Raw genomic sequence first — 24,568 nt, 5'->3', positions numbered from 1 at the left:
CGGCTTTTTTTGTATTATGCGATTTGTTTAATTTGCGATGAAATCAGGAACGATAATTGCTTAGGCTACCACTTTGGTCTACCTTGATTTTTATTTAAATCACTTAACAAAACTAAATAAGTGTTTCTGTCGTATAATTTTCATAAATACACTCGCATAGTCATCTAAAATGATGTTAAAATCTCGACAATATGTGATGAGTTTTACTACGTTGCTTGTTTGATATTTCTAGCAAGCTGCTCTTTTGTACCTTGATATAACTTGGAATAACTCAAATGGCGACGTGGTTGATACGATTTTTCAGTTTCTTTCCTTTAATGTAATGCAAGTGCGTATGATCAATATAAAAAAAGGTCTGGATTTACCCTTAGAGGGCGCGCCACAGCAAGTTATACATGACGGTTCTGCTGTCAAACGTGTAGCTGTGCTTGGCGAAGAGTTTATCGGTATGCGTCCAACCATGCATGTTCGTGTGGATGACCAAGTCAAAAAAGGCCAGGTACTTTTTGAAGATAAAAAGAACCCAGGCGTCCTATTTACTGCTCCAGCTTCTGGCACAGTAAAAGAAATAAATCGTGGTGCTAAACGTGTGCTGCAATCTGTTGTTATTGAAGTAGCAGGCAGTGAGCAAATCACCTTTGACTCTTTCAAAGCAGACGAGCTTGCGAGCTTAGAGCGTGAAAAAGCCAAAGAAGTACTTATCCAGTCTGGTCAATGGACAGCACTACGTGCTCGCCCATTCAGTAAAGTAGCGGCTGTGGATGCAAATCCTAGTTCTATTTTCGTGACCGCAACTGACACAAACCCATTAGCTGCAGATCCTGCAGTAATAATTGCAGAAAATGCGCAAGCATTTGAAGCGGGTCTTGCTGTTATTTCGCGTTTGACCGATGGCAAAGTATTTGTGTGTAAAAAAGCAGGTAGCCAAGTTCCTAGCTCATCTATAGCTCAAGTAGAAGTACATGAGTTTGGTGGTGTGCATCCGGCTGGCCTCGTTGGCACTCATATCCATCATCTTGATGCAGTTTCTGTTAGCAAACAAGTTTGGCATATTGGTTACCAAGACGTTATTGCGTATGGTCACTTATTCCTTACTGGTGAAATTTACACAAATCGTGTTATCTCGCTTGCAGGTCCTCGCGTTAAAAATCCACGTTTAGTGAAAACACAATTAGGTGCTTCATTGGATGATTTAGTGGCTGGTGAACTAGAAGACGGAGATAACCGCGTTATTTCTGGTTCTGTTCTATCAGGTTCTATTTCAAACGGTGTTCATGCATTCTTAGGTCGTTACCACGTTCAAGTATCTGTTTTACTTGAAGGTCGCGAAAAAGAATTGTTTGGCTGGATTGCACCAGGTAGTGATAAATTCTCTGTAACGCGTACATTCCTTTCTCACCTTGCGCCGAGTCGTTTATTTAAAATGACAACGTCAACAGGTGGTTCAAAACGTGCCATGGTACCAATTGGTAGCTACGAGCGCGTAATGCCGCTAGATATTTTGCCTACTCTATTGTTACGTGACTTAATTGCACGCGATTTAGACAGTGCAATTTCATTGGGCGCGCTTGAACTTGATGAAGAAGATTTAGCGTTATGTACCTTCGTTTGTCCAGGCAAATACGAGTATGGTTCTATCCTACGCGATTGCTTAACTACGATCGAGAAGGAAGGCTAGAGAGATGGGTTTAAAAAAATATCTAGAAGATATCGAGCCGAATTTTGAAGCCGGTGGTAAATATGAGAAGTTTTATGCACTGTATGAAGCAGCTGCAACTATTTTTTATACACCAGGCTACGTAAATAAAGGCGCGACACACGTACGCGATAATATCGACCTAAAACGCATGATGATTTTAGTGTGGATGGCGACGTTCCCAGCTATGTTTTTTGGTATGTTCAATATCGGTCATCAGGCCGCAGGTGCTTTAGCACAAGGTTTTGAACTAGCAAACACGTGGCAAGTTGGTTTGTTCCAGTTATTCGGTGGTGAATTAACCGCTGATGCAGGCTGGGGCGCTAAGATGTTCTATGGAGCATGTTTCTTCCTACCTATCTACGCGGTAACATTTGCAGTAGGTGGCTTTTGGGAAGTAATATTTGCTTCTGTGCGTAAGCATGAAATTAACGAAGGTTTCTTCGTTACTTCAGTATTATTCGCACTTATTTTGCCTGCAACGATTCCTTTATGGCAAGTTGCGTTAGGTATTACGTTTGGTGTAGTAATCGCTAAAGAAATCTTTGGTGGTACTGGCCGTAACTTCTTAAACCCTGCTTTAGCCGGTCGTGCGTTCTTATTTTTCGCATACCCAGCTCAAATCTCGGGTGACACAGTATGGACAGCAGTAGATTCTTTCTCTGGTGCAACTATGCTAGGCCAAGCTTTCATCGGGCAACTAGACTTTGCAAACATGGAGTTATGGTGGAATGCGTTTTACGGTTTCATTCAAGGTTCTGTAGGTGAAACATCTACACTTGCATTGTTAGTAGGTGGTTTGTTCTTAATTTACGTTCGTATCGCTTCTTGGCGCATCGTACTAGGTGTATTCCTAGGTATGGTAGCAACTGCATTTTTACTAAATGCTGTTGGCTCAGAAACTAACCCTGTATTTGCAATGCCTTGGTATTGGCATTTAGTACTAGGTGGCTTTGCGTTTGGTATGTTCTTTATGGCTACTGACCCTGTATCAGCTGCATTTACTGACAAAGGTAAATTGGCATATGGTCTATTAATTGGCTTTATGGTGGTTATGATACGTGTTGTGAATCCTGCTTTCCCAGAAGGTATGATGCTAGCAATCTTATTTGCTAACTTATTCGCTCCACTGTTCGATCACTTTGTAGTGCAGGCTAATATTAAGCGGAGGTTGGCACGTAATGTCTAGTAATAACGAATCAATCGGTAAAACGTTATCAGTTGTTGTAGCACTATGTTTAGTGTGTGCAATCATTGTATCGTTTGCTTCTGTACAGCTTCGTCCTTTACAGCAAGCTAATAAAAACAAAGATATTCAAAGCAATATCTTGGCTGCTGCGGGTATCGATAAAGTTGAAAATGTTTTAGAAACATTTGATGCAAAAATCGAAGCGCGCGTTGTAAACATGACTACAGGTGAGTTTGTAGATACAGACCCAACAATTTTTGATTTTGAAAAAAGCAAATATGATGCAGCGCTAAGTGTTTCTCTTCAAGAGAAAGGCGTTAAAGATATTGCTGGTATTCAACGTGTGACTAAAGAGTCGCCGGTGTATATCTCTAAAAAAGAAGATGGCTCAGTTGATGCAATTATTCTTCCTATCCAAGGCTACGGCTTATGGGGCTTAATGTACGGTTTTATCTCGCTTGAAAGCGACGCTGAAACAGTTAAGAGCATTATCTTTTACAAGCATAATGAAACCCCAGGTCTAGGTGGCGAAATCCAAAATCCACAGTGGACTGCTACATGGGAAGGTAAAGAACTTCCAATTCAAATTGTTAAAGGTACTGCGGGCAATGATGAGCATAAGATCGATGGTCTTTCAGGTGCTACATTAACGTCTAACGGTGTTGATCATGCAGTTGACTTTTGGACTGGCGAAAATGGCTTTGGCCCTTTCCTTGCGAAAGTACGTAAAGGAGCATTGAAATAATGGCTGATACTAAAGAAATGAAGGCGGTCCTATTTGGTCCGGTTTTAGCTAACAACCCAATCGCACTACAAGTACTTGGTATTTGTTCTGCGCTAGCGGTAACGTCTAGCTTAAAAAATGCGTTAATCATGTCAATCGCATTGACATTAGTAACTGCATTTTCGAGCTTCTTTATCTCGCTTATTCGTAACCAGATCCCATCATCTGTTCGTATCATCGTACAAATGACAATTATTGCATCGTTGGTAATCGTTGTTGACCAAGTATTACAGGCATTCTCTTACGCTACGGCAAAAGAGCTTTCTGTATTCGTTGGTCTAATTATTACTAACTGTATTGTAATGGGTCGTGCTGAAGCATATGCGATGAAGTCGCCACCAATTATGTCTTTCCTTGACGGTATTGGTAATGGCTTAGGTTACTCTGTAGTACTACTTACTGTTGGTTTCATTCGTGAGCTATTCGGTAAGGGTTCACTATTCGGTGTTGATATTATCCCATTAGTACAAGATGGCGGTTGGTATCAGCCTATGGGTCTATTGATCTTACCACCGAGTGCATTCTTCATCATTGGTTTATTCATATGGGTACTTCGTACTTATAAGAAAGACCAAGTAGAAGCTAAAGCGTAAGGGGCAAATAGTGGAACATTATATTAGTTTATTTGTAAAAGCCGTTTTTATTGAGAACTTAGCGTTGTCATTCTTCTTAGGCATGTGTACTTTTTTAGCAGTATCTAAAAAAGTAACTACATCAATTGGCCTAGGTATAGCGGTTATAGTTGTATTGGGTATTTCTGTACCTGTTAACAACTTGGTTTACCATGCGGTACTTGCACCAGGTTCACTTACTTGGTTAGGTTATCCAGATGCGGATCTTAGCTTTTTACGTTTCTTAACTTTCATTGGTGTTATTGCAGCACTTGTGCAAATTCTTGAAATGGCATTGGATAAGTTTTTCCCTGCACTATACAACGCATTAGGTATCTTCTTGCCACTTATCACAGTTAACTGTGCAATATTTGGTGCGGTATCTTTCATGGTTGAGCGTAACTATGACTTCGGCGAGTCTGTTGTCTATGGTATAGGCGCTGGTGTTGGTTGGGCGCTTGCAATTACATTACTTGCAGGTATCCGTGAGAAACTGAAATATTCAGACGTACCAGATGGCTTACGTGGTTTAGGTATTACCTTCATCACTGTTGGTTTAATGGGACTTGGCTTTATGTCATTCTCTGGTATTTCACTGTAAAGGGTAGCGAGGATAAATCATGGATTATCAGATTTTCTTAGGCGTTGGTGTTTTTATCGCTATCGTTGTACTACTAGTTTTAGTGATCATTGGTGCTAAATCTCAGTTAGTTGCAAGCGGTGACATCATCATCGGTATTAATGGCGATAAAGACAAAGCCATTACTACATCAGCAGGTAATAAGCTTTTAAGTGCATTATCTGAGTCAGGTATATTTGTATCATCTGCTTGTGGTGGCGGTGGCTCTTGTGGTCAATGTCGTGTACACATTAAAGAAGGTGGTGGTGATATCCTGCCAACTGAGCTTGATCACATTTCTAAAGGTGAAGCCCGTGAAGGCTGTCGTTTAGCGTGTCAGGTAAATGTTAAAAACGACATGGAAATTGAGCTTGAAGAGTCAATTTTCGGTGTTAAAAAATGGGACTGTGAAGTTATCTCTAACGATAACAAAGCAACCTTCATTAAAGAACTTAAACTGCAAATCCCTGGTGATGAGTCAGTGCCTTTCCGTGCGGGTGGTTACATCCAAATCGAAGCGCCACCTCACCATGTTAAATATGCAGATTTCGATGTTCCTGAAGAATATCGCGGCGACTGGAATCATTTTGGTTTCTTCGACCTGGAGTCAAAAGTAGACGAAGAAACAATTCGTGCATACTCAATGGCTAACTACCCAGAAGAAGAAGGCATCATTATGCTTAACGTGCGTATTGCTGCTCCGCCTCCAAGAAACCTAAGCTTGCCATGTGGTAAAATGTCTTCGTACATTTGGTCACTTACAAAAGGCGACAAGGTAACTATTTCAGGTCCATTTGGTGAGTTCTTTGCTAAAGACACAGATGCAGAAATGATCTTTGTTGGCGGTGGTGCTGGTATGGCGCCAATGCGTTCACATATCTTTGACCAACTTAAACGTTTGAACTCTAAACGTAAGATGAGCTTTTGGTATGGTGCACGTTCTGAACGTGAAATGTTCTACGTAGAAGATTTTGACGGCTTAGCCGCTGAAAATCCTAATTTCGTATGGCATACAGCACTTTCAGATCCACAACCTGAAGATAACTGGGAAGGCTACACTGGCTTTATCCATAACGTGTTATTTGAGAACTATCTTAAAGATCACGAAGCGCCGGAAGATTGTGAGTACTACATGTGTGGTCCTCCAATGATGAACGCGGCAGTTATTACTATGCTTAAAGATTTAGGTGTTGAAGACGAAAATATCTTACTAGATGACTTCGGTGGCTAACACTAATACCAAAACAGTTTAGTTTTGGTTAAAATACCAGCCTCGTAGCACTTGTGTTACGAGGCTTTTTTTATTCTTTAATTTTATCAATCTATTAAGTAGAGCTGTTATGAATCGAGTAAGTACTTCACAAGGCATAATGGCCTTTTTACTAATCACACTGACCTTATTACTGTCTGGGTGTGGCGAAAAACCAGAGTCGAGGGAAACCTTTTTAGAAGGTAAGACTATGGGCACCACTTATCATATTAAATATTACGATGAGCAGGGCCAGCTATCAGCTTCACAATTACAGCTGCAAATAGACGCTGTTTTAAAAGATGTGAATCAGTCTATGTCTACTTACATAGAAGACTCTGAAATAAATATATTTAACAGATTACCAGCAAATCAAGTTATGCCAATTAGCGAAGATTTTAGGGCTGTTATCAGCGAGTCTATTCGCTTAGGCGAATCAACTAAAACACTCGATGTCACTATGGGGCCTTTAATTGATTTATGGGGCTTTGGTCCTGATAAAAAACCAACCAATCGCCCAAGTGATGAAGAGCTTGCAACTATGGTCGAAAAAATAGGTATTGATAAACTTATTTTAGATGAGCAAGGACTGTCTAAAACAGTTAATGGGTTAGAGCTTTCGTTTTCGGCAACGGCTAAAGGCTATGGTATTGATAAAGTAGCGCAGTTATTAGAAAGCCACAGTATTACCAATTACATGGTTGAGATTGGTGGAGAGCTGCGTATAGCAGGTGAAAAGCCAAATAATCAGGATTGGAAAATTGCGATTGAGCAACCAGATGCAGCGCCAGGTGAGCGTAAAGTACATCGTGTTTTATCGCCAGGTACAAATGGTATTGCTACGTCGGGTGATTACCGTATTTTTTATAAAATGGATGGCGAGATCTATACTCATTTAATTGATCCCGTGACCGGCATGCCTATTAAGCACGACTTAGTGTCGGTAACTGTGCTTCATCCAAGCGCTATGACGGCAGATGGTTTAGCGACTGCACTTACTGTGATGGGTATGGAAAAAGCGCAAGCATACGCTCAGCAGCACGATTTACCGGTATACTTAATAGGTAAATCAAATAAGGGTTTAGTTACTTATTCAAGCCCTGCATTTAAACCTTATTTGTAGTATGGTGCTGGCTTGTTTATTTTCGCGTTATTTGGGTATATAATAGCAGTCGCTCAAAAATTTTTGAGTTTAATTAATTGCTGATCAATAGGGGCTAAGCAATGTCACTTTTTCTTCTTACTTTTGGCTTACTAATTTTGATAGTTTCGGCTATGGCCGTTGGTATGATCGTGCAAAAAAAATCTATGGCGAGTAGCTGTGGTGGTTTAGGTTCGGTTGGTATTGATAAAGCCTGTGATTGCGATGATCCATGTGATAAACGCAAAAACCGTTTAGCAAAAGAGCAAGCCTGGAAAGAAAACCAAATTATTTAAGCCCGCCTTAAATATTAAAAAGCGCTTTATAGCGCTTTTTTTGTGTCTGTAAAACTGCTTAACTCGATAGCTTCTAAAGTAATCCAATCTTAATGTATTAGACAAACGTCTATAGTTTAGTTTTTTTCACCTATTAGGTTTATTTTTCTCGTTTGTCAAATTGGAGCTAACACTCTAAAGTTTAACCATAGACACAGAGCAAGGCTCTCGTCATAAGCTTGAGGCAAGTTAGCCTCGCTTAAAAGAATCTTTATATTGTGTGTGAAGATGTTGTCAGTGTGAAAGGCGGCTCAATTTCGGTGGTGACTGAATTTGAGCTGTTTTTATTTCCTTGCAATTGCCACGCAGTGTAAACCAAGAATCTTTATATTGTGTGTGAAGATGTTGTCAGTGTAAAAGGCAACTCAAATTCGGTGGATTCACTTCTACAGAAAAGAGTTTGAGTTGTTTTTATTTCCTTTCAATGCCACGTAATGTAAACCAAGAATCTTTATATTGTGTGTGAAGATGTTGTCAGTGTGAAAGGCGGCTCAATTTCGGTGGTGACTGAATTTGAGCTGTTTTTATTTGTGCCACACAATTATTATTCCTTCCAAAAAACCTATAGTTTTATTAAATATTCTGCTTTAAATCATTTTTAATTCAAGCCAACTCATTGTTATTTAAGTTGTTATTTTTTATTAACAAAATAGCTTCGAAAGCTTAACTCAAATTAATTGATTTTTAGTTGAACAGAAAATTCTCTTTGTTATACTCACGTTCGAACTTTCAGTAAGTTTTGAAAGTTTGATTGATACGGATCAATTTTCGCTAGGTAAATATGTGCTAGCTGGATTTGATTGTATTTAGCACCTGGTTTTAGGGCTTACAACAGCAATGTTTTTTAAATTTTTCCATTGCAAACTGTATTCCTCTAATTTTGTTATAGTCATTTTAGTAGGTTAATGTTTTTGAACACACTTTCTTTGCATCATACAAATACGGATCTTGCCTCTGGCGAGCCGCAGACGTGTGAGCGCTTGAATAAAGCAGGCAAGGGCGTGTGTGTAGCTATAACTTTATTAGTGTTTAATACTGTAATGTTGCTAAGTGGTGCACTAGAGGATGCCTTCAAGCTTGAAGCGCTATTAAGTGATGGGTTTATTGTAGAGCCGCTGTTACTTACTATTGTGCAATTTTTAGCTCATCCGATCATATCAAGTCAGTTACTTATTGGCCTTTGCTGGCTATTGTTCCATATTTTTCCAGCGCGTCGTGCTGGAATTATCCTCCGTAAAGCAGCCTTTGCTTTTAGCGAGGCTAAAGTTCTTCAGCCAGTGCAAGTTGCACACGGTTGTCGTGCTCCACCTAGCTTTACAGGTTGTCTGTAAGGCTGCATTTTGTTGCTGGTTTTAATTATTTGTTCTTGCTGTAAATAATTAAGGTTAGCTAAAACAAAGTAGCTCAGTGTTTTTTAAACACATTTCAGCCAACCACCACTCACCCAAGTTAACTTTTATTACGTTATATAAATGCGTTTAGAAAGCTGGGTTTGTTGCTAGGTCATTATTGGCATGAGCTTTAGGTTTTGAATAGCCCCCTTATTTTTTATAATTTAATTCCAGTTAACTTGGGTTTTTACCGAAAAATCGTTGCTTTGTTTTTTATTTAAAGCAGCAAATTAGAACTTTTAGGTTTGTAGGATACTCCCTTGTTAATTCGTAACCTTTGTAATATTGCTTTAGCTAGTACAGTGCTGGCGTTGTCAGGCTGTAAAGGCGGGATACTCGATCCAAAAGGGCAGATAGGCATAGATGAGAAAAATTTAATCATCATCGCAACCGTGCTTATGTTGCTTGTAGTCGTTCCCGTTATTGTGATGACTTTGTATTTCGCATGGAAATATAGAAACACGCAAACTCATGAAATTTACGCTCCAAAATGGGCTCATTCAAATAAAATTGAAGCCGCAGTTTGGGCTGTCCCTATTGTTATTGTGATTATTTTAGGTGTTATTACCTGGGTGTCTACCCAAGAGCTAGACCCTTACAAACCAATTGAAGGTAAAGGTAAGCATCTTACTGTTGAAGTGGTTTCATTAAACTGGAAGTGGCTATTTATTTATCCTGAGCAAGGTATTGCTACGGTTAATGAATTAGTGTTTCCGGCTAATGTACCTGTTGAATATAAAATCACTTCAGAGAGCACAATGAATTCATTTTTTATTCCGCAATTGGGTAGTCAAATATACTCAATGGCCGGTATGGAAACCAAGCTTCACTTAATTGCTAATGAGCCAGGTACATTTAAAGGCTTTTCGGCAAATTACAGTGGTGCAGGCTTTACTGGTATGAAGTTTAATGCCATTGCTACACCTACTCAAGCTGGTTTTGATAAGTGGGTGAGTGATGTAAAAGCGAATTCAAGCGCTAATAATCTTACTCATGCAAATTATGTTGAACTTGCAAAAGCAAGCGAAAATAACCCAGTTGCTTATTACGGTAAAGTTGATGACGGCTTATTTCATACCATCGTTATGAAATACATGCAGGCACATGGCGATATGAACAAAAAGCAACATGCAATGGGCGAACATGGGCAAATGAGTAAGAAGCATCAAGCAATGGATGAACACTCAATGCCATCATCTCACAGCCAGGGCGAGGAATAATAATGTCGTTATTAGGTAAACTAACAATAGACGCAATTCCGTTTCATGAGCCAATTCTTGTGTTCACGATGTCGGTTATTGCGATAGCTGGGCTTATTATTGCCGGGCTTATTACAAAGTATAAAAAATGGGGCGTGCTTTGGCGCGACTGGATCACGTCTGTTGATCATAAACGCTTAGGCGTAATGTATATTCTTTTAGCACTAATAATGCTGTTCCGTGGTTTTTCTGATGCCATTATGATGCGTGCTCAGTTAGCGCTTGCTACCAGTGGTGCGCCCGGTTATTTACCACCTGAACACTACGACCAAATATTTACTGCCCACGGCGTAATTATGATCATATTTATGGCTATGCCATTTATGATTGGTTTAATGAACATTGTTTTACCACTGCAAATTGGTGCTCGCGATGTTGCATTCCCATTTTTAAATAACTTAAGCTTTTGGTTTACAGCCAGCGGTGCCATTTTAATTAATATGTCGCTAGTGTTTGGTGAGTTTGCTAAAACAGGTTGGGTGGCCTATCCACCGCTTTCGGAGTTGACCTTTAGCCCTGGGGTGGGGGTAGATTATTATATTTGGGCCTTGCAAATATCCGGGCTCGGTACACTTCTAACAGCAGTAAACTTTTTAGCAACCGTGTTTAAAATGCGTGCACCAGGTATGACCCTAATGAAAATGCCAATTTTCACATGGACATGTACGTGGGCAAACATTTTAATTGCAGCATCATTCCCAATTTTAACTGCTGTACTTGCAATGCTAACGCTTGACCGTTATCTCGATTTCCACTTCTTTACCAATGAATTGGGCGGTAACGCCATGATGTACATCAACCTGTTTTGGGCATGGGGTCATCCTGAGGTATACATATTAGTATTACCAGCGTTTGGTATTTTCTCTGAAATTATTTCTACCTTTGCCGGTAAACGTTTATTTGGTTACAAATCGATGGTTTACGCCAGCGGTGCAATCTCAATTTTAGGCTTTATTGTTTGGTTACATCACTTCTTTACGATGGGGTCGAGTGCTAACGTTAACGCGTTCTTTGGGGTAATGACCATGGTTATTGCTGTACCAACTGGGGTTAAGTTGTTTAACTGGTTATTTACCATTTACCGAGGTCGCTTACGTATTAGCGTACCGGTACTTTGGACACTTGGCTTTATGGTTACCTTTACCGTAGGCGGTATGACCGGTGTATTACTTGCTATTCCTGGTGCCGATTACGTACTGCATAACAGCTTATTCTTAATTGCACATTTTCATAACACCATTATTGGTGGTGCTGTATTTGGCTACCTTGCTGGTTTTGTATTTTGGTTCCCTAAAGCAATGGGCTTTAAACTTAACGAAAAATGGGGCAAAGCATCATTCTGGTGTTGGATTATCGGTTTCTTCGTTGCATTTATGCCGTTGTACGTACTTGGTTTCTTAGGTATGACACGTCGTTTAAACCACACTAACAACCCAGATTGGAACATTTGGTTATACATTGCCGCAGGCGGTGCTGTAATTATTATGTTTGGTATTGTTAGCCAAGTAATTCAATTATATGTGAGCTTTAGAGACCGTGAAGCGCTTGACGATACAACAGGCGATCCATGGAACGGCCATACACTTGAGTGGGCTACAAGTTCACCTCCGCAAATTTATAACTTTGCAACAATTCCACACATCGATGATATTGATGCATGGACCGACATGAAAGAAAAAGGCCAAGCATACCAAGATAAAGCAAACTATAGCCCTATTCATATGCCTAAAAACACATCAGCTGGCGTGTTAATGGCAGCAAGCTTAACAGTATTCTGTTTTGCAATGATTTGGCATATTTGGTGGTTAGCTGTTGTTGGGCTAGTCGGCGCAATTGCCATCTTTATCAAACGTTGTTACACCAGCGATGTTGATTACTATATTCAACCTGATGAAATTGCACGCACTGAAGCTGCGTATAATTCAAGTGGCATTAAGGAGCTAAAAGCGTGAGTACACTTTCTGCAAATTTAGAATCAGTATCGCACGATGATCATGCCCACGTGCATGATCATCACGATACATCGGGTGACACCATATTCGGTTTTTGGTTATACCTAATGACCGATTGCCTATTGTTTGCCTCGTTTTTTGCCACTTACGCTGTGCTCTTTATGAACACAGCCGGTGGTGTATCGGGTAAAGATATTTTTGAACTCGACTTTGTAGCAGTAGAAACTGCTGCACTACTTATTAGTAGTATTACCTTTGGCTTTGCCATGATTGCCGCTCAAGGGCAAAAAAAGGCACTAACACTTACTTGGTTATTTGTTACGTTTTGTTTAGGTGCTGTGTTTATTGGTATGGAAGTATACGAATTTCATCACCTAATTGTGCACGGTAATGGCCCACAACAAAGTGCCTTTTTAACATCGTTTTTCTCATTAGTTGGCTTACATGGATTACATGTAACGGCTGGACTAATTTGGATGACCATAATGATGATTGAAGTTGCTAAACGTGGTCTAGGCAAAGCAACCGTAACGCGTTTAAGCTGCTTAAGCCTATTTTGGCACTTCTTAGACATTGTTTGGATTTGTGTATTTACCGTTGTTTATTTGATGGGAGCAATGTAATGAGCCACAGCGAAACGCATGCGTTAAAACAAGCGCAAAGTGATCATCATGATGAATCTCATGGAAGTGTTAAAACTTACTTAATTGGCTTTGTGCTATCGGTAATTTTAACTGCTATACCGTTTTATATGGTTATGGAAGGTGACTTCTCAAAAGCAACAACGCTTTGGAGCATTGTTACTTTTGCAATCGTACAAATTTGGGTGCATTTAAAGTACTTTTTACACCTTAATTTTACCACCGAAAATGGCCGTGCAAGTACTTTCTCATTCCTATTCAGTGCTCTGATCATCGTAATGGTTGTTGGGTTATCTGTTTGGATCATTTATGAATCTAACGCAATGATGATGTACTAGGAGTTGAAGATGTTTCGTCGTTATTTATCAGTGACAAAGCCGGGTATTATTATGGGCAATTTGATCAGCGTAGCGGGTGGGTTTTTACTTGCCTCGCGCGGTGATATAGATCCATGGTTAATGATTGCCACATTAATTGGTTTGTCGCTAGTGGTTGCATCAGGTTGTGCTATCAACAATGTTATAGATAGAGACATAGACGTAGCCATGGCACGTACTCGTACGCGGGTAACAGTAACAGGCGAAATGTCGGCCTTTGCTGCACTTAGCCACGGTGTTTTATTGGGCGTTATTGGCTTTGGTTTACTTATCGCCTATACCACTCAAGCCGCGGTATTTTTTGCAGCCTTTGGCTACGTAATTTATGTAGGGGTTTATAGCCTCTACATGAAACGTAACTCAGTATATGGCACTTTTGTTGGCAGCCTTTCTGGCGCTGTACCGCCAGTAGTAGGTTACTGCGCCGTAACAGGGCAGTTCGATATGGGCGCGTTAATACTGCTAGTTATGTTTAGCTTGTGGCAAATGCCGCACTCTTATGCTATCGCTATTTTTCGCTTTAAAGACTACCAAGCTGCAGGTATTCCAGTATTACCTGTAGCGCAAGGTATCGACAAAGCAAAACGCCACATTGTACTTTACATCGCTGTATACGCATTAGTGGTGATGTTACTGCCAATTACTGGCTACACAGGTGCTGCTTTTATGGCTGTTGCTTGTATTACCAGCTTTTGGTGGTTGCTAATGGCGCTGCGTGGTTATCGTCGTAATATTGATATGAGCAGTTGGGCACGTAAAGTGTTCGCATTTTCAATTATTAATATTACAGCGTTAAGTATTGCTATGGCTGTTGATTATCATAGCGTTGCTCCACAGCTATTAACGCTGACCTAATTTAAAATTTTTGACTATTCCAAAGTTAATCCAAAGGCTCGAAAGAGCCTTTTTTTATGCCTAAAATAGTTTTGCAATAGAGCGCTTATTGGCAAGTTTTAGGCTTTGTTTTATGCGTGCTCTTACCTCAGGTGATTTATTTTGGCTTAGCTTAAAGTTTCCACTCCAATGAGTGGGAGTAAATTCTATAAAGCTTAATTGTAGATACATTGCTTGGCGATTGCTTTTGGGCACGTCAGTAATCTTCCACATTGGCGTAAAGCCTTGCTCAAAATGGCTCGTTAATTGCCGCATTATTTTGTCTTTCTCATTATCGCTTTCAATAATATTCACATTTGCAGTTACTTGTACTGATGAATAAAGCCAGCTCGGCAGTGTTTTATTATTACTATACGAGGGAGATAGATAACAGTTATCGCCACTAAATAGTAATTTTACTGACTGTTTATCACATTGCGCTAGCGGGTTATGTTTTGCTACGTGAGCCATAAATACATTACGTGAGGACTCATATAATACAGGTACTTGGCATATATTATTTAAGTCACTTTGCGAACAGGGCATTAAAATACTCGCTAGAGGGAATTGCTCAACTAATGTCTGCAAACGTTCAATATTATGTTCTTGAAAATGTATTGGTGGGTACATTAAAGCTTCTCCTCTAACTGTAATTTAATACTCTGCCAATGCTCGTCAATAATGCTAAATTTTGCAGTGCTTCTGTAACTCCCATCACTAAGGAGCCTGTCTTTATAAGCTATACCTTCAAATAGGGCTCCTAGTCGAGTAATTGCATTTCGAGATTTTTGATTTTGTTCGTGAGTATTAAATGTTATTCGCACTAAATTCAACGCGTCAAAAGCATAGCTAAGCAGTAAATATTTAGTGTGAGTATTAATATAAGTTTGCTGCCAGTGATTGCTTATAAATGTATGACCAATTTCAGCACTTAAGTTATGTGCATCTAATCTAAATAGTCGTGTAGTGCCTGCAACCTCTTTGCTGGCTATGTCTATTATGGCAAATACAATTTGTTCTTTTTTATTAAATTGTGCACTTGTAGTAAACCATTCCTTTAACTGTTCGGGTGTTTTTGTATAGTTGCTTAATACCCATTCCCATATTTTTGGATGTTGCCCAGCTTTATATAAGCCTTTTAAATGCTCATAATTTAATGGCTCTAATATGACCTTATTTGTTTTATGTATCTGTTGAGTAAACATGTTGCCTCTAAGCTTTGCTATTTACGAGCAACAAATGTACGCTTATTTGGTTTGGTAAAAACAACCAGAATTGGCTTTTTAGCTATACCAGTTTTAAAGGAATAACATGCAACCGCTTAATATTGAATTTAATAACTCAAACAAAGCTAAGTACTTACAAGTTGCAGATGCTCTGCGCGGTTCTATCGTAAAGGGAGATATTGCACCTGGTACAAAACTAAGTTCTGCTCGAGTTATGGCGCAAACGTATCAGTTAAACCGTCATACAATAATGAACGCATTGCAGTTATTAGTAGCCGAAGGATGGCTAGAGTCCCATGAACGCTCTGGGTATAGCGTCACTCAAACACTTCCAATTCAAAGCAGTGTTAACTGTGAGCACACGCCAGTTTTAACACCAAAACCTTATAAATTTGCTACAGAGTTAGCCGTGCCTGCTCTGGCAATGAATTTAAAAGACTACGTATATAATTTCGCAGGTGGACTTCCTGATTTAAATAGCTTTCCCTATAAAGAATTTAAACGCTCTGTAAGTCATATATTTAATCATTTAGATACCAGTAAACTTCATTATGGCGATATAGCTGGAGTGAGTGAGCTAAAAACTCAGATAAGTGATTACTTACATAAAACTAGAAGTTTAAAAGTATCAGACTTACTTGTATGTAATGGCTCACAAGAAGCTTTATTTTTAATTTCAAAGGCATTTATAAGTAAAGATGACTTCGTAGCCGTTGAAACTTTAGGCTATCCGCCAGCACGTAAAGCGTTTGCTGCTTGTGGCGCGCAATTAATAGATATAAAACAAGATGAATATGGTTTATGTGTTGATGATTTAAAAGCGCAACTTAAACGATATCCAATAAAAATGCTCTACTTAACCCCGCTACATCAATACCCAACTACCGTTACGCTTTCGCCTACACGGCGCATGCAAATTTATCAATTATGTTATGAGTATGGCGTAATGATTGTAGAGGATGATTACGATCACGAGTTTCATTATCGCTGTCAGCCATTACAGCCTATGGCTGGGGACGATCCCGCTGGGATTATTATTTACTTATCTACATTTTCTAAAATCATGTTCTCAGGCGCTAGAATTGGCTACATTTGTGCAGCTCCTGAAGTATTAGCACAGTTAACCGCATGGAAGCAGTTAATGAATCATAAAAATGATGTGGTTATGCAGCTAGCCGTTGCGCACTTTATGCAAGAAGGTGGATTTGAGCGACACTTAAAGCGCATGACTAAACACTATAAACAACGTTATGAAGCAATGGACAACACGTTGGCGTTGCTGCAATCACAGGGGTTACCAATAGAGTATAAAAAGCCAGATGGCGGCATGGCAATGTGGGTTAACTTAAATAAAAATACGAGTAATATAAAACAAGCAATGCAAAGTAAAAGCGTATATTTACAAGCAGAATATGAGTTTTACTTTGCTGATTCAGTGAGAAGTTTAATGCCTAAGCAATATAGTTATGTTCGCTTAGGCTTTGCAGGACAATCAGTTGAGGCAATGAAGCAAGGGCTCAAACTAATAACTGAATATAAATGACTATTTCATAAAATCATCAGCATTGTAATAAAGTGGTTTAAGGGTGCCGCAATTAATAAATTTATAAGTAAGCTCATTTTCAGCTGGGACACGTTTTGAGGTACGAAGCTTTTGCATACACGCATTAACTAAATCGACAAAAATAAGATGGTTATAGCTCGGTGCTTTTTGAATTTTATGAATATAAATACGCTCAGTGCCGCTTAGTGTAATCATGTCGTAGTCTTGCCATTGCGATGATTCACTTAAATCTTTTAGTTCTCTGGCATACAGCTGCTTACTCAAGACCAACTCTTTTTTTGAATAAATTAAACTACCACCTTGTTGATAATCACCCTCGTAAATATCGGCAATAATCGTAATTTCTTCACCACGCATTAAATGCTGAATATTAAACGCTTGTGGCTTTACGGTGATTAACTCGGCATTTCTAACAAAGCCTAAAAATGGAACATCGGGGTTTCCTATTTTATAAACAACTTGCACATCATTGGGTAAATTATAGGTGGGTAAATTCATTGCAATAATAGACGAGCCTTGATTAACCAAAGCCATAGGATGCTCAGCATTGTAAGCGGGGTCTACCGGTGGAAGTTCTGCTTTTTCTTCTTTAGCTGCGGCAAAGCCACTTAAAGTGATTAGTAATAAAGTAAGTAGTAGGCGCATTATAATCTCAATTAATTTATGAGCTTAAATTGTAGTATAAAGTTTATATTACTTATATTTTTAAACTAAATTTAGACCTATATTATTACTCAGATATGGAGTGCAACAATGTTCGTGCCTTTAAATGTAGGTTTGCGTCCTCTGGGTTTGACGTATTAGTCAGCCAAATTACATTGCCTTCTTATTTACAAACAATGTAGTAGGTGTGCCTCGTATACCTAATTGCTGTGCTATTGCATCGGCTTTTACGGCTGTTTTAAAAGTATAACCTCTATCGCTAAGCGCTTTAGCGGGAGTAGCATCGTCATCTTCTTTAAAGCTCACGGCAATAACTTTTAAGCCCATATCATCAATTTTTTGAAGTGCTGGCTGCAGCTTTTTACAGTACGGACACCACGTTGCCCAAAAGTGTAAAACGTAAGGTTGACCTAATAAATCTTGAGTATTGAGTGCAGACCCATCAGCCATTTGTAAATTTAATGTAGGTAGCTTAGGGTATGTTTCTTGCGTACTTTCTTCTTGCGAATGGCTTGTAAAGCTTATAAAAATTAGTGCGATGGCAATAAATAGTTGTTTCATAATATGTTCGTTCTTATTTTACATATTAAATAAGAACGAGAATTTAACATTTTTATTTCAAACTAAAAGCGAGCGGCTTGCTCAACAACAATAGCATGGCGTTTAGCGAGGCGAAGATGGTCTTTATCATAGCCACCACCTATTACTGTAGCAACGGGTGTGTTGTGTTCAAGGCAGCGTTTTAGCACTAAATGGTCGCGCTTAACTATGCCATCCCAGCTTATATCTAATTTACCCAAGCCATCGCCTTGCCAAATATCAACGCCAGCATCGTAAAGTACCAAGCTTGGGTTTAGCTCTTTAAGTAAATAACTCAAGGTGTCGTCAACTACGGCAAGGTATTCGTCGTCTTTCATATTATCGGCTAAGCCAATATCTAAATCGCTAGCGGACTTTCTAAAGGGGAAGTTTTTTTCACAATGGATAGAACAAGTATAAGCGTATGCTTGATGCTCTAACATTGCGGCTGTGCCATCACCTTGGTGCACGTCTAAATCAAAAATAAGTACGTTAGTTACTTCACCCGATTCAATTAAAGTTTGCGTGGTAAAGGCTAAATCATTAACCATGCAGTAGCCTGAGCCAAAATCAGTATGCGCATGGTGTGTACCACCGGCTAAGTGGCACGCTATACCATGTTTAAGTGCTAAACGAGCTGTTTGCAAAGTACCTTGAGGAGCTGTAAAGGTACGTGCCATAAGCTCTTTTGACCAAGGTAGGCCAATGCGACGCATTGCTTTTTCATCTAAGCGGTTATTCCACAAATCGTGTATGTAATTTTCGCAGTGTATTAGCTCAAGTGGCTCTGGCGTGCCTAATATTGGCTCAACCAGGTTATCGCCAATCAAACCAAGCTCTGCAACATGCTGATATAAATGTGCAAACTTACTCATTGCAAAACGATGCTTTGGATCGAAATTAAACGAGTAGTTAGGGTGATACACCAAAGGTAAATGTGGATTTAAAGTCATGTTTGCACAAGTTAAAAAGTTTGCACTATGGTAATCAACTAATCCAAATGAGTCTATTCTTGCGTGTCGTGAATCAACATAGCGAGTTCGCGATGTAATAGTTCGTCATCAGCTAAGTTTAGCTCTATTAAACGCTTTAAATAAGTAATGCTGTCTATATCAATATGGTGGCATTTTAAACCAATATGATCTGCTTCTATATGGCACACCACAACCTCCATTTTTATTTCTATTTCGCTTTGAGGCAGCGAAAAACGCAGAACAGCTTGGCTATTTTGGTTGCCAATAAAAGCATCACATTTAGTGATTAATGCGCCATGCAAAGATACATCAAGTAATTTACATGGGTATTGGTGATCATTAAAAATCACTTGTGCATCGGTTGAAAATAAAACACGAGAAAACTGACGACGATTTTGCATAACCTAATTTAGCCTTACTGTTTTTATAATAAATTAAGCATAGCGGGTAATTCTCTACATGCTAGCAGGATATGCTCCTGTAATGCTGGTGGCATAAAAAAGCCCCGCATAAATGCAGGGCTTAGTATTACTGTAATAAATTAGCTACAGTAAATATTAACCAATTTTTTTGTACTTAATACGTTTAGGTTCAGTTGCTGCTGCACCTAGTGTCTTTTTAAGCCACTCTTCGTATTCAGTATAGTTACCATCAAAGAAGTTAATTTGACCTTCGTCGCGGTAATCTAAAATGTGCGTAGCAATACGGTCAAGGAACCAACGGTCATGCGAGATACACATTACACAACCAGGAAACTCTAAAATAGCGTTCTCTAGTGCACGTAGTGTTTCAACGTCCAAGTCATTGGTTGGCTCATCGAGTAGTAACACATTGCCGCCAGCTTTTAATAACTTAGCAAGGTGTAAACGGTTACGCTCACCACCTGATAGGTCTTTAACAAACTTTTGCTGATCGTTACCTTTAAAGTTAAAGCGACTTACATACGCACGGCTTTGGAACTCAAAGTTACCAATTTTTAGTACGTCTTGGCCGTCTGATATTTCTTGGAAAACAGTTTTGCTTTCGTCCATACCGTCGCGGAACTGATCAACAGTAGCAAGGTGTACGCTTTCGCCAACGGTAATGCTACCGCTGTCTTGCTTTTGCTCACCACTGATCATTTTAAACAGCGTTGATTTACCCGCGCCATTAGCACCAATAATGCCCACAATGGCACCTTTTGGCATACTAAAGCTTAAATCGTCAATTAAAACGCGATCGCCAAAACTCTTACGAAGATTTGTTACTTCAAGTACTTGGTCGCCTAAACGCGGGCCAGGTGGAATAAACATCTCGTTAGTTTCGTTACGTTTTTGGTAATCAGACTGCTGCATTTCAGTAAACTGAGCCATACGTGCTTTTGACTTAGCTTGACGACCTTTAGGATTTGAACGAACCCATTCAAGTTCTTGTGCAATTGATTTTTGACGTGCTTTTTCAGATTTTTGTTCTTGCTGTAAGCGCGCATCTTTTTGTTCAAGCCAAGAAGAGTAGTTACCTTCCCATGGAATACCTTCACCACGGTCAAGCTCCAATATCCAACCCGCTACATTATCAAGGAAGTAACGGTCATGCGTTACCGCCACAACAGTGCCTTCGTAATCGTGTAAGAAGCGCTCTAACCATGCAACCGACTCAGCATCCAAGTGGTTAGTTGGTTCATCGAGAATAAGCATGTCTGGTTTTTCAAGCAATAATCGACATATAGCAACACGACGACGCTCACCACCTGAAAGGTGCTCAATTTTAGCATCCCACTCTGGCAGGCGAAGTGCATCAGCTGCGCGTTCTAAAACGTTGTCGATGTTATGACCATCGTGCGCCTGAATAACAGCTTCAAGCTCGCCTTGTTCTTTTGCAAGTGCATCAAAGTCAGCGTCTTCCATGGCGTATTCGTTATACACTTCGTCAAGACGTTTAAGTGCGTGTTTAACTTCGCCAACAGCTTCTTCAACAATTTCACGAACTGTTTTGCTTTCGTCTAAAACAGGCTCTTGCGGTAAATAACCAATTTTTGTACCAGGCTGAGGATGTGCATCACCTTCAAAATCTTGGTCAACACCGGCCATAATACGTAGTAACGTAGATTTACCAGAACCGTTTAAACCAAGCACACCAATTTTAGCGCCAGGAAAAAAGTGTAACGAAATATCTTTTAAGATAGTGCGCTTAGGTGGCACAACCTTAGATACTCGACTCATCGAGAATATAAATTTATCAGGTAAAACCATGGAGGAAAGCCTTCAAATAATAATAAAAATTTCAATGTTGTATTGTAGTGGCTGACGGGTGAAACAGTCAACGAATGCTGTATAGAACAATACGCTTACCTAAGCGGTACTTTGTTTTGATTGCTCGTTTAAAACACTACTATTACAGGATTTCTATTATGTAAAATTCTGTAATCTATTGTTTTATATTGTTCAAATACATTCCATTTTTAACAAAAGTGGTACAGTATATTTACAAGCTGTAAAGTATAAGCAAGTTATATAGGCAGGCCACACTTAGTTTGTTGTTAGACATCATATTATTAAATATTACAAAGATTTAAAGGAATGAACATGAAAATAGTTACAAAGTTAGGGGCATTACTTTTAGGTTTATACTCATTTTCGAGCCAAGCAGACATACTCCATGTAAATGGTTATTACCAAGGAATAGGGATAGGGTCTACGCAAATTGATGTATACGAGAGTGATAGCATACAGTTTACAACGCTTTACGGCCGGTTTGGATATCAGTTTTCGCGATACTTTGCATTAGAAGGGCGTATAGGTTTTGGGTTAAATGATGAGTCAACTCCTTTAAACGGAATTGTTTACACTCAGAACCCACAGGACGGTTCGCTTAGCTCAGAATTCATTAAGAGCGAAATCGATTCAAGCCTTGATTTGCAAACAAGTATATTTGTAAAAGCTAATTATCCAATTTCATCTCGATCTGATGTGTTTTTATTTGGTGGCTATGGTAGAAATAAATTAAGTTACAATGAAGGCGACTTAAAAAACCTTGCAGAATCAATAACTGGTACAGATACAAATTCTACGTTAATAACTGAGCAAAACTACGACGAAGGCGGCGTAACGTACGGAACTGGCGTTGACTTTAGGTTAACTCAACGCTGGCAATTAAGCGCTGAATACCAATATTTTGATACAGATGAAGGCGATATTTACGCACTTAATTTATCTGTGGTTTACCGTTTTTAACTGTATATGTGCTACTCGTTTTTAGTAGCGCTACTTCAAAATATTAAAGCAGGTTATTTTATAATAGAGGCGTTTTTCCTCATACATACCACCTCGGTAAATCCTAATTTAATAGAATGAATAAATTTCATTTAGACATCTATACATCTAGAGGTTGATATTTTTTACTTTCAGTTCATAATTAACTTTCGGTTTTTATGAGCAGGAGTAAAGTATGCCAATTACAGTAAAAGACGAGTTGCCGGCAATTGCACGTTTACGTCAAGAAAACGTATTTGTAATGCCAAAAACACGTGCAAAAACGCAAGAAATACGCCCAATGCGTTTGGCTATTTTAAATTTAATGCCTAATAAAGTAGAAACCGAAGTTCAGTTTATTCGTTTGCTTGCCAACTCGCCTTTGCAAGTAAACGTAGAGCTACTGCGCCTAGACACTCACCGCAGTAGCAGTAATTCAGAAGAGCACCTTGATACCTTTTACCGTTATTTTTCTGAGGTTAAAGACAACAATTACGATGCATTAATAGTAACTGGCGCGCCACTTGCGCATTTAGAATACGACGATGTAGCGTATTGGGATGAGCTAAAGGTTATTATTGATTGGGCTGAGCAACATGTTACCTCTACGTTATTTTCGTGCTGGGCAGCACATGCAGCGCTATATCACCGTTACAATTTAAAGCGCGATTTAAAAGACGACAAACTGTGTGGCGTATTTACCCACCAATGTTACTTTGATCACGGCGCACTGACTCGCGGATTCGACGACACCTTTTTGGTACCGCACTCACGCTACGGCCACATTGATATAAATAAAATAAACGCCTGTGATGAGCTAGTTGTACTGGCAGGTTCTGAGCGAGTAGGGGCTTACTTACTTAAAAATAAATCGGGTAGCCAAGTGTTTATAACCGGCCACCCAGAGTACGACGCCGACTCGCTAAAAGCAGAATACGAGCGCGATTGTAAAAAAAGCCCTAATGCACCAAAGCCCGAAAATTACTTTCCGGATGACGATGCAACTAAACAACCTTCAAAAACGTGGCAAAGCCATGCTTTTTTACTTTTTTCGAACTGGTTAAATTACTACGTGTACCAAACCACACCGTATGATATTAATTTAGTTAGCCAAGACGTGAGGACTAACAACTATGCCGAATAACGCTCCTACAAATAATAAGCAAGCCGAAATAAGCGCCGCATTAAAAGAACGCATTTTAATTTTAGATGGCGCTATGGGCACCATGATCCAAGATCATAAGCTAGAAGAAGAAGACTATCGCGGAGAGCGTTTTAAAGACTGGCATGTATTAATTAAAGGCAATAACGATTTATTAAGCCTAACCAAGCCCGATTTAATCACTGATATTCATCGTGGTTTTTTATCAGCGGGCGCCGATATTATCGAAACCAATACGTTTAACTCGACCACTATTTCGATGGAAGATTACGACATGGCAAACCTAAGTCGTGAAATAAATCTAGAGTCGGCTAAATTAGCACGCGCCATTTGTGATGAATTTACGGCTAAAACGCCAGAAAAACCGCGCTATGTAGCCGGTGTTTTAGGGCCGACAGCTAAAACGTGTTCAATTTCGCCAGACGTAAACGATCCGGGTTACCGAAATGTCACCTTTGATAAGCTGGTTGCTGCGTATATTGAATCAACACTTGCATTAATGGAGGGCGGCGCCGATTTAATACTAATCGAAACTATATTCGACACCCTTAACGCAAAAGCGGCCTCGTTTGGCGTAGAAGAAGCCTTTGAGCAAGCAGGGCGCACATTACCAGTTATGATCTCGGGGACTATTACCGACGCCTCTGGTCGTACGCTTTCGGGACAAACAACTGAAGCATTTTATAACTCTATTCGCCATATTAAGCCTATTTCGATTGGTTTAAACTGCGCGCTTGGTCCTGATTTACTGCGCCAATATGTAGAAGAGTTGTCGCGCGTGTGCGAAACCTTTACATCGGTACACCCTAATGCGGGCTTACCCAATGAGTTTGGTGAATACGACTTAGAAGCGGGCGATATGGCAACCGAAATTATCGATTGGGGTAAATCGGGCTTTATTAATATAGTAGGCGGATGCTGTGGCACCACGCCTGCGCATATTCGCGCTTTTGCAAAAGGTTTAGCGGGCGTTAAACCACGCCAACTACCAGAGCTTGAAGTACGCATGCGTTTATCAGGCCTTGAAGCCTGTAACTTAAATTAAGGAGCCAG

The 24,568-nt window shown here is 39.6% G+C and carries 24 protein-coding genes and 1 pseudogene; 18 read left to right on the top strand and 7 right to left on the bottom strand.

Annotated elements, in window-relative coordinates:
- The first annotated feature begins 334 nt into the window (after positions 1 to 334).
- The 14 genes from L659_RS0100965 to cyoE all read left to right on the top strand — a co-directional run bounded on the left by L659_RS0100965 (position 335) and on the right by cyoE (position 14,099).
- On the top strand, positions 335 to 1,678 hold the full coding sequence (locus tag L659_RS0100965) for a Na(+)-translocating NADH-quinone reductase subunit A (RefSeq protein WP_024589280.1): 1,344 nt from the start codon (positions 335 to 337) through the stop codon (positions 1,676 to 1,678).
- Positions 1,679 to 1,682: 4 nt separating this feature from the next.
- The gene (locus L659_RS0100960) at positions 1,683 to 2,885 is read left to right on the top strand and encodes an NADH:ubiquinone reductase (Na(+)-transporting) subunit B (protein ID WP_007584889.1); all 1,203 of its coding nucleotides are present in this window, start codon (positions 1,683 to 1,685) and stop codon (positions 2,883 to 2,885) included.
- Positions 2,878 to 3,630, top strand: a complete 753-nt coding sequence (locus tag L659_RS0100955; protein WP_007584890.1) for a Na(+)-translocating NADH-quinone reductase subunit C — start codon at positions 2,878 to 2,880, stop codon at positions 3,628 to 3,630. Before L659_RS0100960 ends, L659_RS0100955 begins: the two co-directional genes overlap by 8 nt.
- A complete protein-coding gene (locus tag L659_RS0100950) occupies positions 3,630 to 4,262 on the top strand; it encodes an NADH:ubiquinone reductase (Na(+)-transporting) subunit D (RefSeq protein ID WP_007584891.1) in 633 nt (210 codons plus the stop codon). The genes L659_RS0100955 and L659_RS0100950 overlap by 1 nt, the downstream gene beginning before the upstream one ends.
- A 10-nt stretch (positions 4,263 to 4,272) precedes the next feature.
- Positions 4,273 to 4,881, top strand: coding sequence for an NADH:ubiquinone reductase (Na(+)-transporting) subunit E (gene nqrE, locus L659_RS0100945; protein WP_007584892.1), 609 nt, complete (start codon positions 4,273 to 4,275; stop codon positions 4,879 to 4,881).
- A gap of 19 nt (positions 4,882 to 4,900) precedes the next feature.
- On the top strand, positions 4,901 to 6,130 hold the full coding sequence (gene nqrF / locus L659_RS0100940) for an NADH:ubiquinone reductase (Na(+)-transporting) subunit F (RefSeq protein WP_007584893.1): 1,230 nt from the start codon (positions 4,901 to 4,903) through the stop codon (positions 6,128 to 6,130).
- Positions 6,131 to 6,239: 109 nt separating this feature from the next.
- The gene (locus tag L659_RS0100935; protein WP_024589279.1) at positions 6,240 to 7,271 is read left to right on the top strand and encodes an FAD:protein FMN transferase; all 1,032 of its coding nucleotides are present in this window, start codon (positions 6,240 to 6,242) and stop codon (positions 7,269 to 7,271) included.
- A gap of 101 nt (positions 7,272 to 7,372) precedes the next feature.
- Positions 7,373 to 7,585 carry a (Na+)-NQR maturation NqrM gene (gene nqrM / locus L659_RS0100930; RefSeq protein ID WP_007376137.1) on the top strand — a complete coding sequence of 71 codons (213 nt, stop codon included), beginning with the start codon at positions 7,373 to 7,375 and terminating at the stop codon, positions 7,583 to 7,585.
- Positions 7,586 to 8,535: 950 nt separating this feature from the next.
- Positions 8,536 to 8,955, top strand: a complete 420-nt coding sequence (locus tag L659_RS0100925; protein ID WP_007581161.1) for a hypothetical protein — start codon at positions 8,536 to 8,538, stop codon at positions 8,953 to 8,955.
- 320 nt (positions 8,956 to 9,275) lie between these two features.
- Positions 9,276 to 10,235, top strand: a complete 960-nt coding sequence (gene cyoA, locus L659_RS0100920) for a ubiquinol oxidase subunit II (RefSeq protein WP_024589278.1) — start codon at positions 9,276 to 9,278, stop codon at positions 10,233 to 10,235.
- Positions 10,236 to 10,237: 2 nt separating this feature from the next.
- Positions 10,238 to 12,226, top strand: coding sequence for a cytochrome o ubiquinol oxidase subunit I (gene cyoB, locus L659_RS0100915; RefSeq protein ID WP_007581166.1), 1,989 nt, complete (start codon positions 10,238 to 10,240; stop codon positions 12,224 to 12,226).
- On the top strand, positions 12,223 to 12,849 hold the full coding sequence (gene cyoC, locus L659_RS0100910; protein ID WP_024589277.1) for a cytochrome o ubiquinol oxidase subunit III: 627 nt from the start codon (positions 12,223 to 12,225) through the stop codon (positions 12,847 to 12,849). Before cyoB ends, cyoC begins: the two co-directional genes overlap by 4 nt.
- Entirely contained in the window at positions 12,849 to 13,205 is a 357-nt protein-coding gene (gene cyoD, locus L659_RS0100905) for a cytochrome o ubiquinol oxidase subunit IV (RefSeq protein ID WP_024589276.1), read from the top strand. The genes cyoC and cyoD overlap by 1 nt, the downstream gene beginning before the upstream one ends.
- 9 nt (positions 13,206 to 13,214) lie before the next feature.
- On the top strand, positions 13,215 to 14,099 hold the full coding sequence (gene cyoE, locus L659_RS0100900) for a heme o synthase (protein ID WP_007581172.1): 885 nt from the start codon (positions 13,215 to 13,217) through the stop codon (positions 14,097 to 14,099).
- Positions 14,100 to 14,159: 60 nt separating this feature from the next.
- Here the strand turns inward: cyoE and L659_RS0100895 are convergent, their stop codons facing one another.
- Both L659_RS0100895 and L659_RS0100890 read right to left on the bottom strand, forming a co-directional pair.
- Positions 14,160 to 14,747: an FMN-binding negative transcriptional regulator gene (locus L659_RS0100895; RefSeq protein WP_024589275.1), complete on the bottom strand. Its 588-nt coding sequence runs from the start codon at positions 14,745 to 14,747 to the stop codon at positions 14,160 to 14,162.
- Complete coding sequence (locus tag L659_RS0100890; protein ID WP_024589274.1) at positions 14,747 to 15,322, bottom strand: GNAT family N-acetyltransferase; 576 nt, start codon at positions 15,320 to 15,322, stop codon at positions 14,747 to 14,749. The genes L659_RS0100895 and L659_RS0100890 overlap by 1 nt, the downstream gene beginning before the upstream one ends.
- Positions 15,323 to 15,428: 106 nt before the next feature.
- Between L659_RS0100890 and pdxR the strand changes: the two genes are divergently transcribed.
- Positions 15,429 to 16,886 (top strand): MocR-like pyridoxine biosynthesis transcription factor PdxR, encoded by a 1,458-nt coding sequence (pdxR, locus tag L659_RS0100885; RefSeq protein WP_024589273.1) that lies wholly within the window; start codon positions 15,429 to 15,431, stop codon positions 16,884 to 16,886.
- On the opposite strand, the gene L659_RS0100880 is transcribed toward pdxR, so the two are convergent.
- The 5 genes and pseudogenes from L659_RS0100880 to ettA form a co-directional block, all read right to left on the bottom strand.
- Complete coding sequence (locus tag L659_RS0100880; protein ID WP_024589272.1) at positions 16,887 to 17,552, bottom strand: hypothetical protein; 666 nt, start codon at positions 17,550 to 17,552, stop codon at positions 16,887 to 16,889.
- 85 nt (positions 17,553 to 17,637) lie between these two features.
- Positions 17,638 to 18,131 (bottom strand): annotated as a pseudogene (locus L659_RS01000000122830) (TlpA family protein disulfide reductase).
- Positions 18,132 to 18,193: 62 nt separating this feature from the next.
- Complete coding sequence (locus L659_RS0100870; RefSeq protein ID WP_024589271.1) at positions 18,194 to 19,102, bottom strand: histone deacetylase family protein; 909 nt, start codon at positions 19,100 to 19,102, stop codon at positions 18,194 to 18,196.
- 53 nt (positions 19,103 to 19,155) lie between these two features.
- Positions 19,156 to 19,524 (bottom strand): PilZ domain-containing protein, encoded by a 369-nt coding sequence (locus L659_RS0100865; protein ID WP_007581201.1) that lies wholly within the window; start codon positions 19,522 to 19,524, stop codon positions 19,156 to 19,158.
- Positions 19,525 to 19,680: 156 nt separating this feature from the next.
- Positions 19,681 to 21,354, bottom strand: coding sequence for an energy-dependent translational throttle protein EttA (gene ettA, locus L659_RS0100860; protein WP_007581203.1), 1,674 nt, complete (start codon positions 21,352 to 21,354; stop codon positions 19,681 to 19,683).
- 333 nt (positions 21,355 to 21,687) lie between these two features.
- Between ettA and L659_RS0100855 the strand changes: the two genes are divergently transcribed.
- The 3 genes from L659_RS0100855 to L659_RS0100845 all read left to right on the top strand — a co-directional run bounded on the left by L659_RS0100855 (position 21,688) and on the right by L659_RS0100845 (position 24,560).
- Positions 21,688 to 22,335 carry a porin family protein gene (locus L659_RS0100855; RefSeq protein ID WP_024589270.1) on the top strand — a complete coding sequence of 216 codons (648 nt, stop codon included), beginning with the start codon at positions 21,688 to 21,690 and terminating at the stop codon, positions 22,333 to 22,335.
- A gap of 214 nt (positions 22,336 to 22,549) precedes the next feature.
- Positions 22,550 to 23,497 (top strand): homoserine O-succinyltransferase, encoded by a 948-nt coding sequence (locus tag L659_RS0100850; RefSeq protein WP_007376156.1) that lies wholly within the window; start codon positions 22,550 to 22,552, stop codon positions 23,495 to 23,497.
- Positions 23,487 to 24,560, top strand: a complete 1,074-nt coding sequence (locus tag L659_RS0100845) for a homocysteine S-methyltransferase family protein (protein WP_024589269.1) — start codon at positions 23,487 to 23,489, stop codon at positions 24,558 to 24,560. The genes L659_RS0100850 and L659_RS0100845 overlap by 11 nt, the downstream gene beginning before the upstream one ends.
- Positions 24,561 to 24,568 lie beyond the last annotated feature (8 nt).

Origin of the sequence: Pseudoalteromonas sp. S8-8 (assembly GCF_000497875.1) — a bacterium.
GTDB lineage: Bacteria > Pseudomonadota > Gammaproteobacteria > Enterobacterales > Alteromonadaceae > Pseudoalteromonas > Pseudoalteromonas arctica.
The sequence above is the reverse complement of the archived record's forward strand: the minus strand, read 5'-3'. Positions and strand labels throughout refer to the sequence as shown.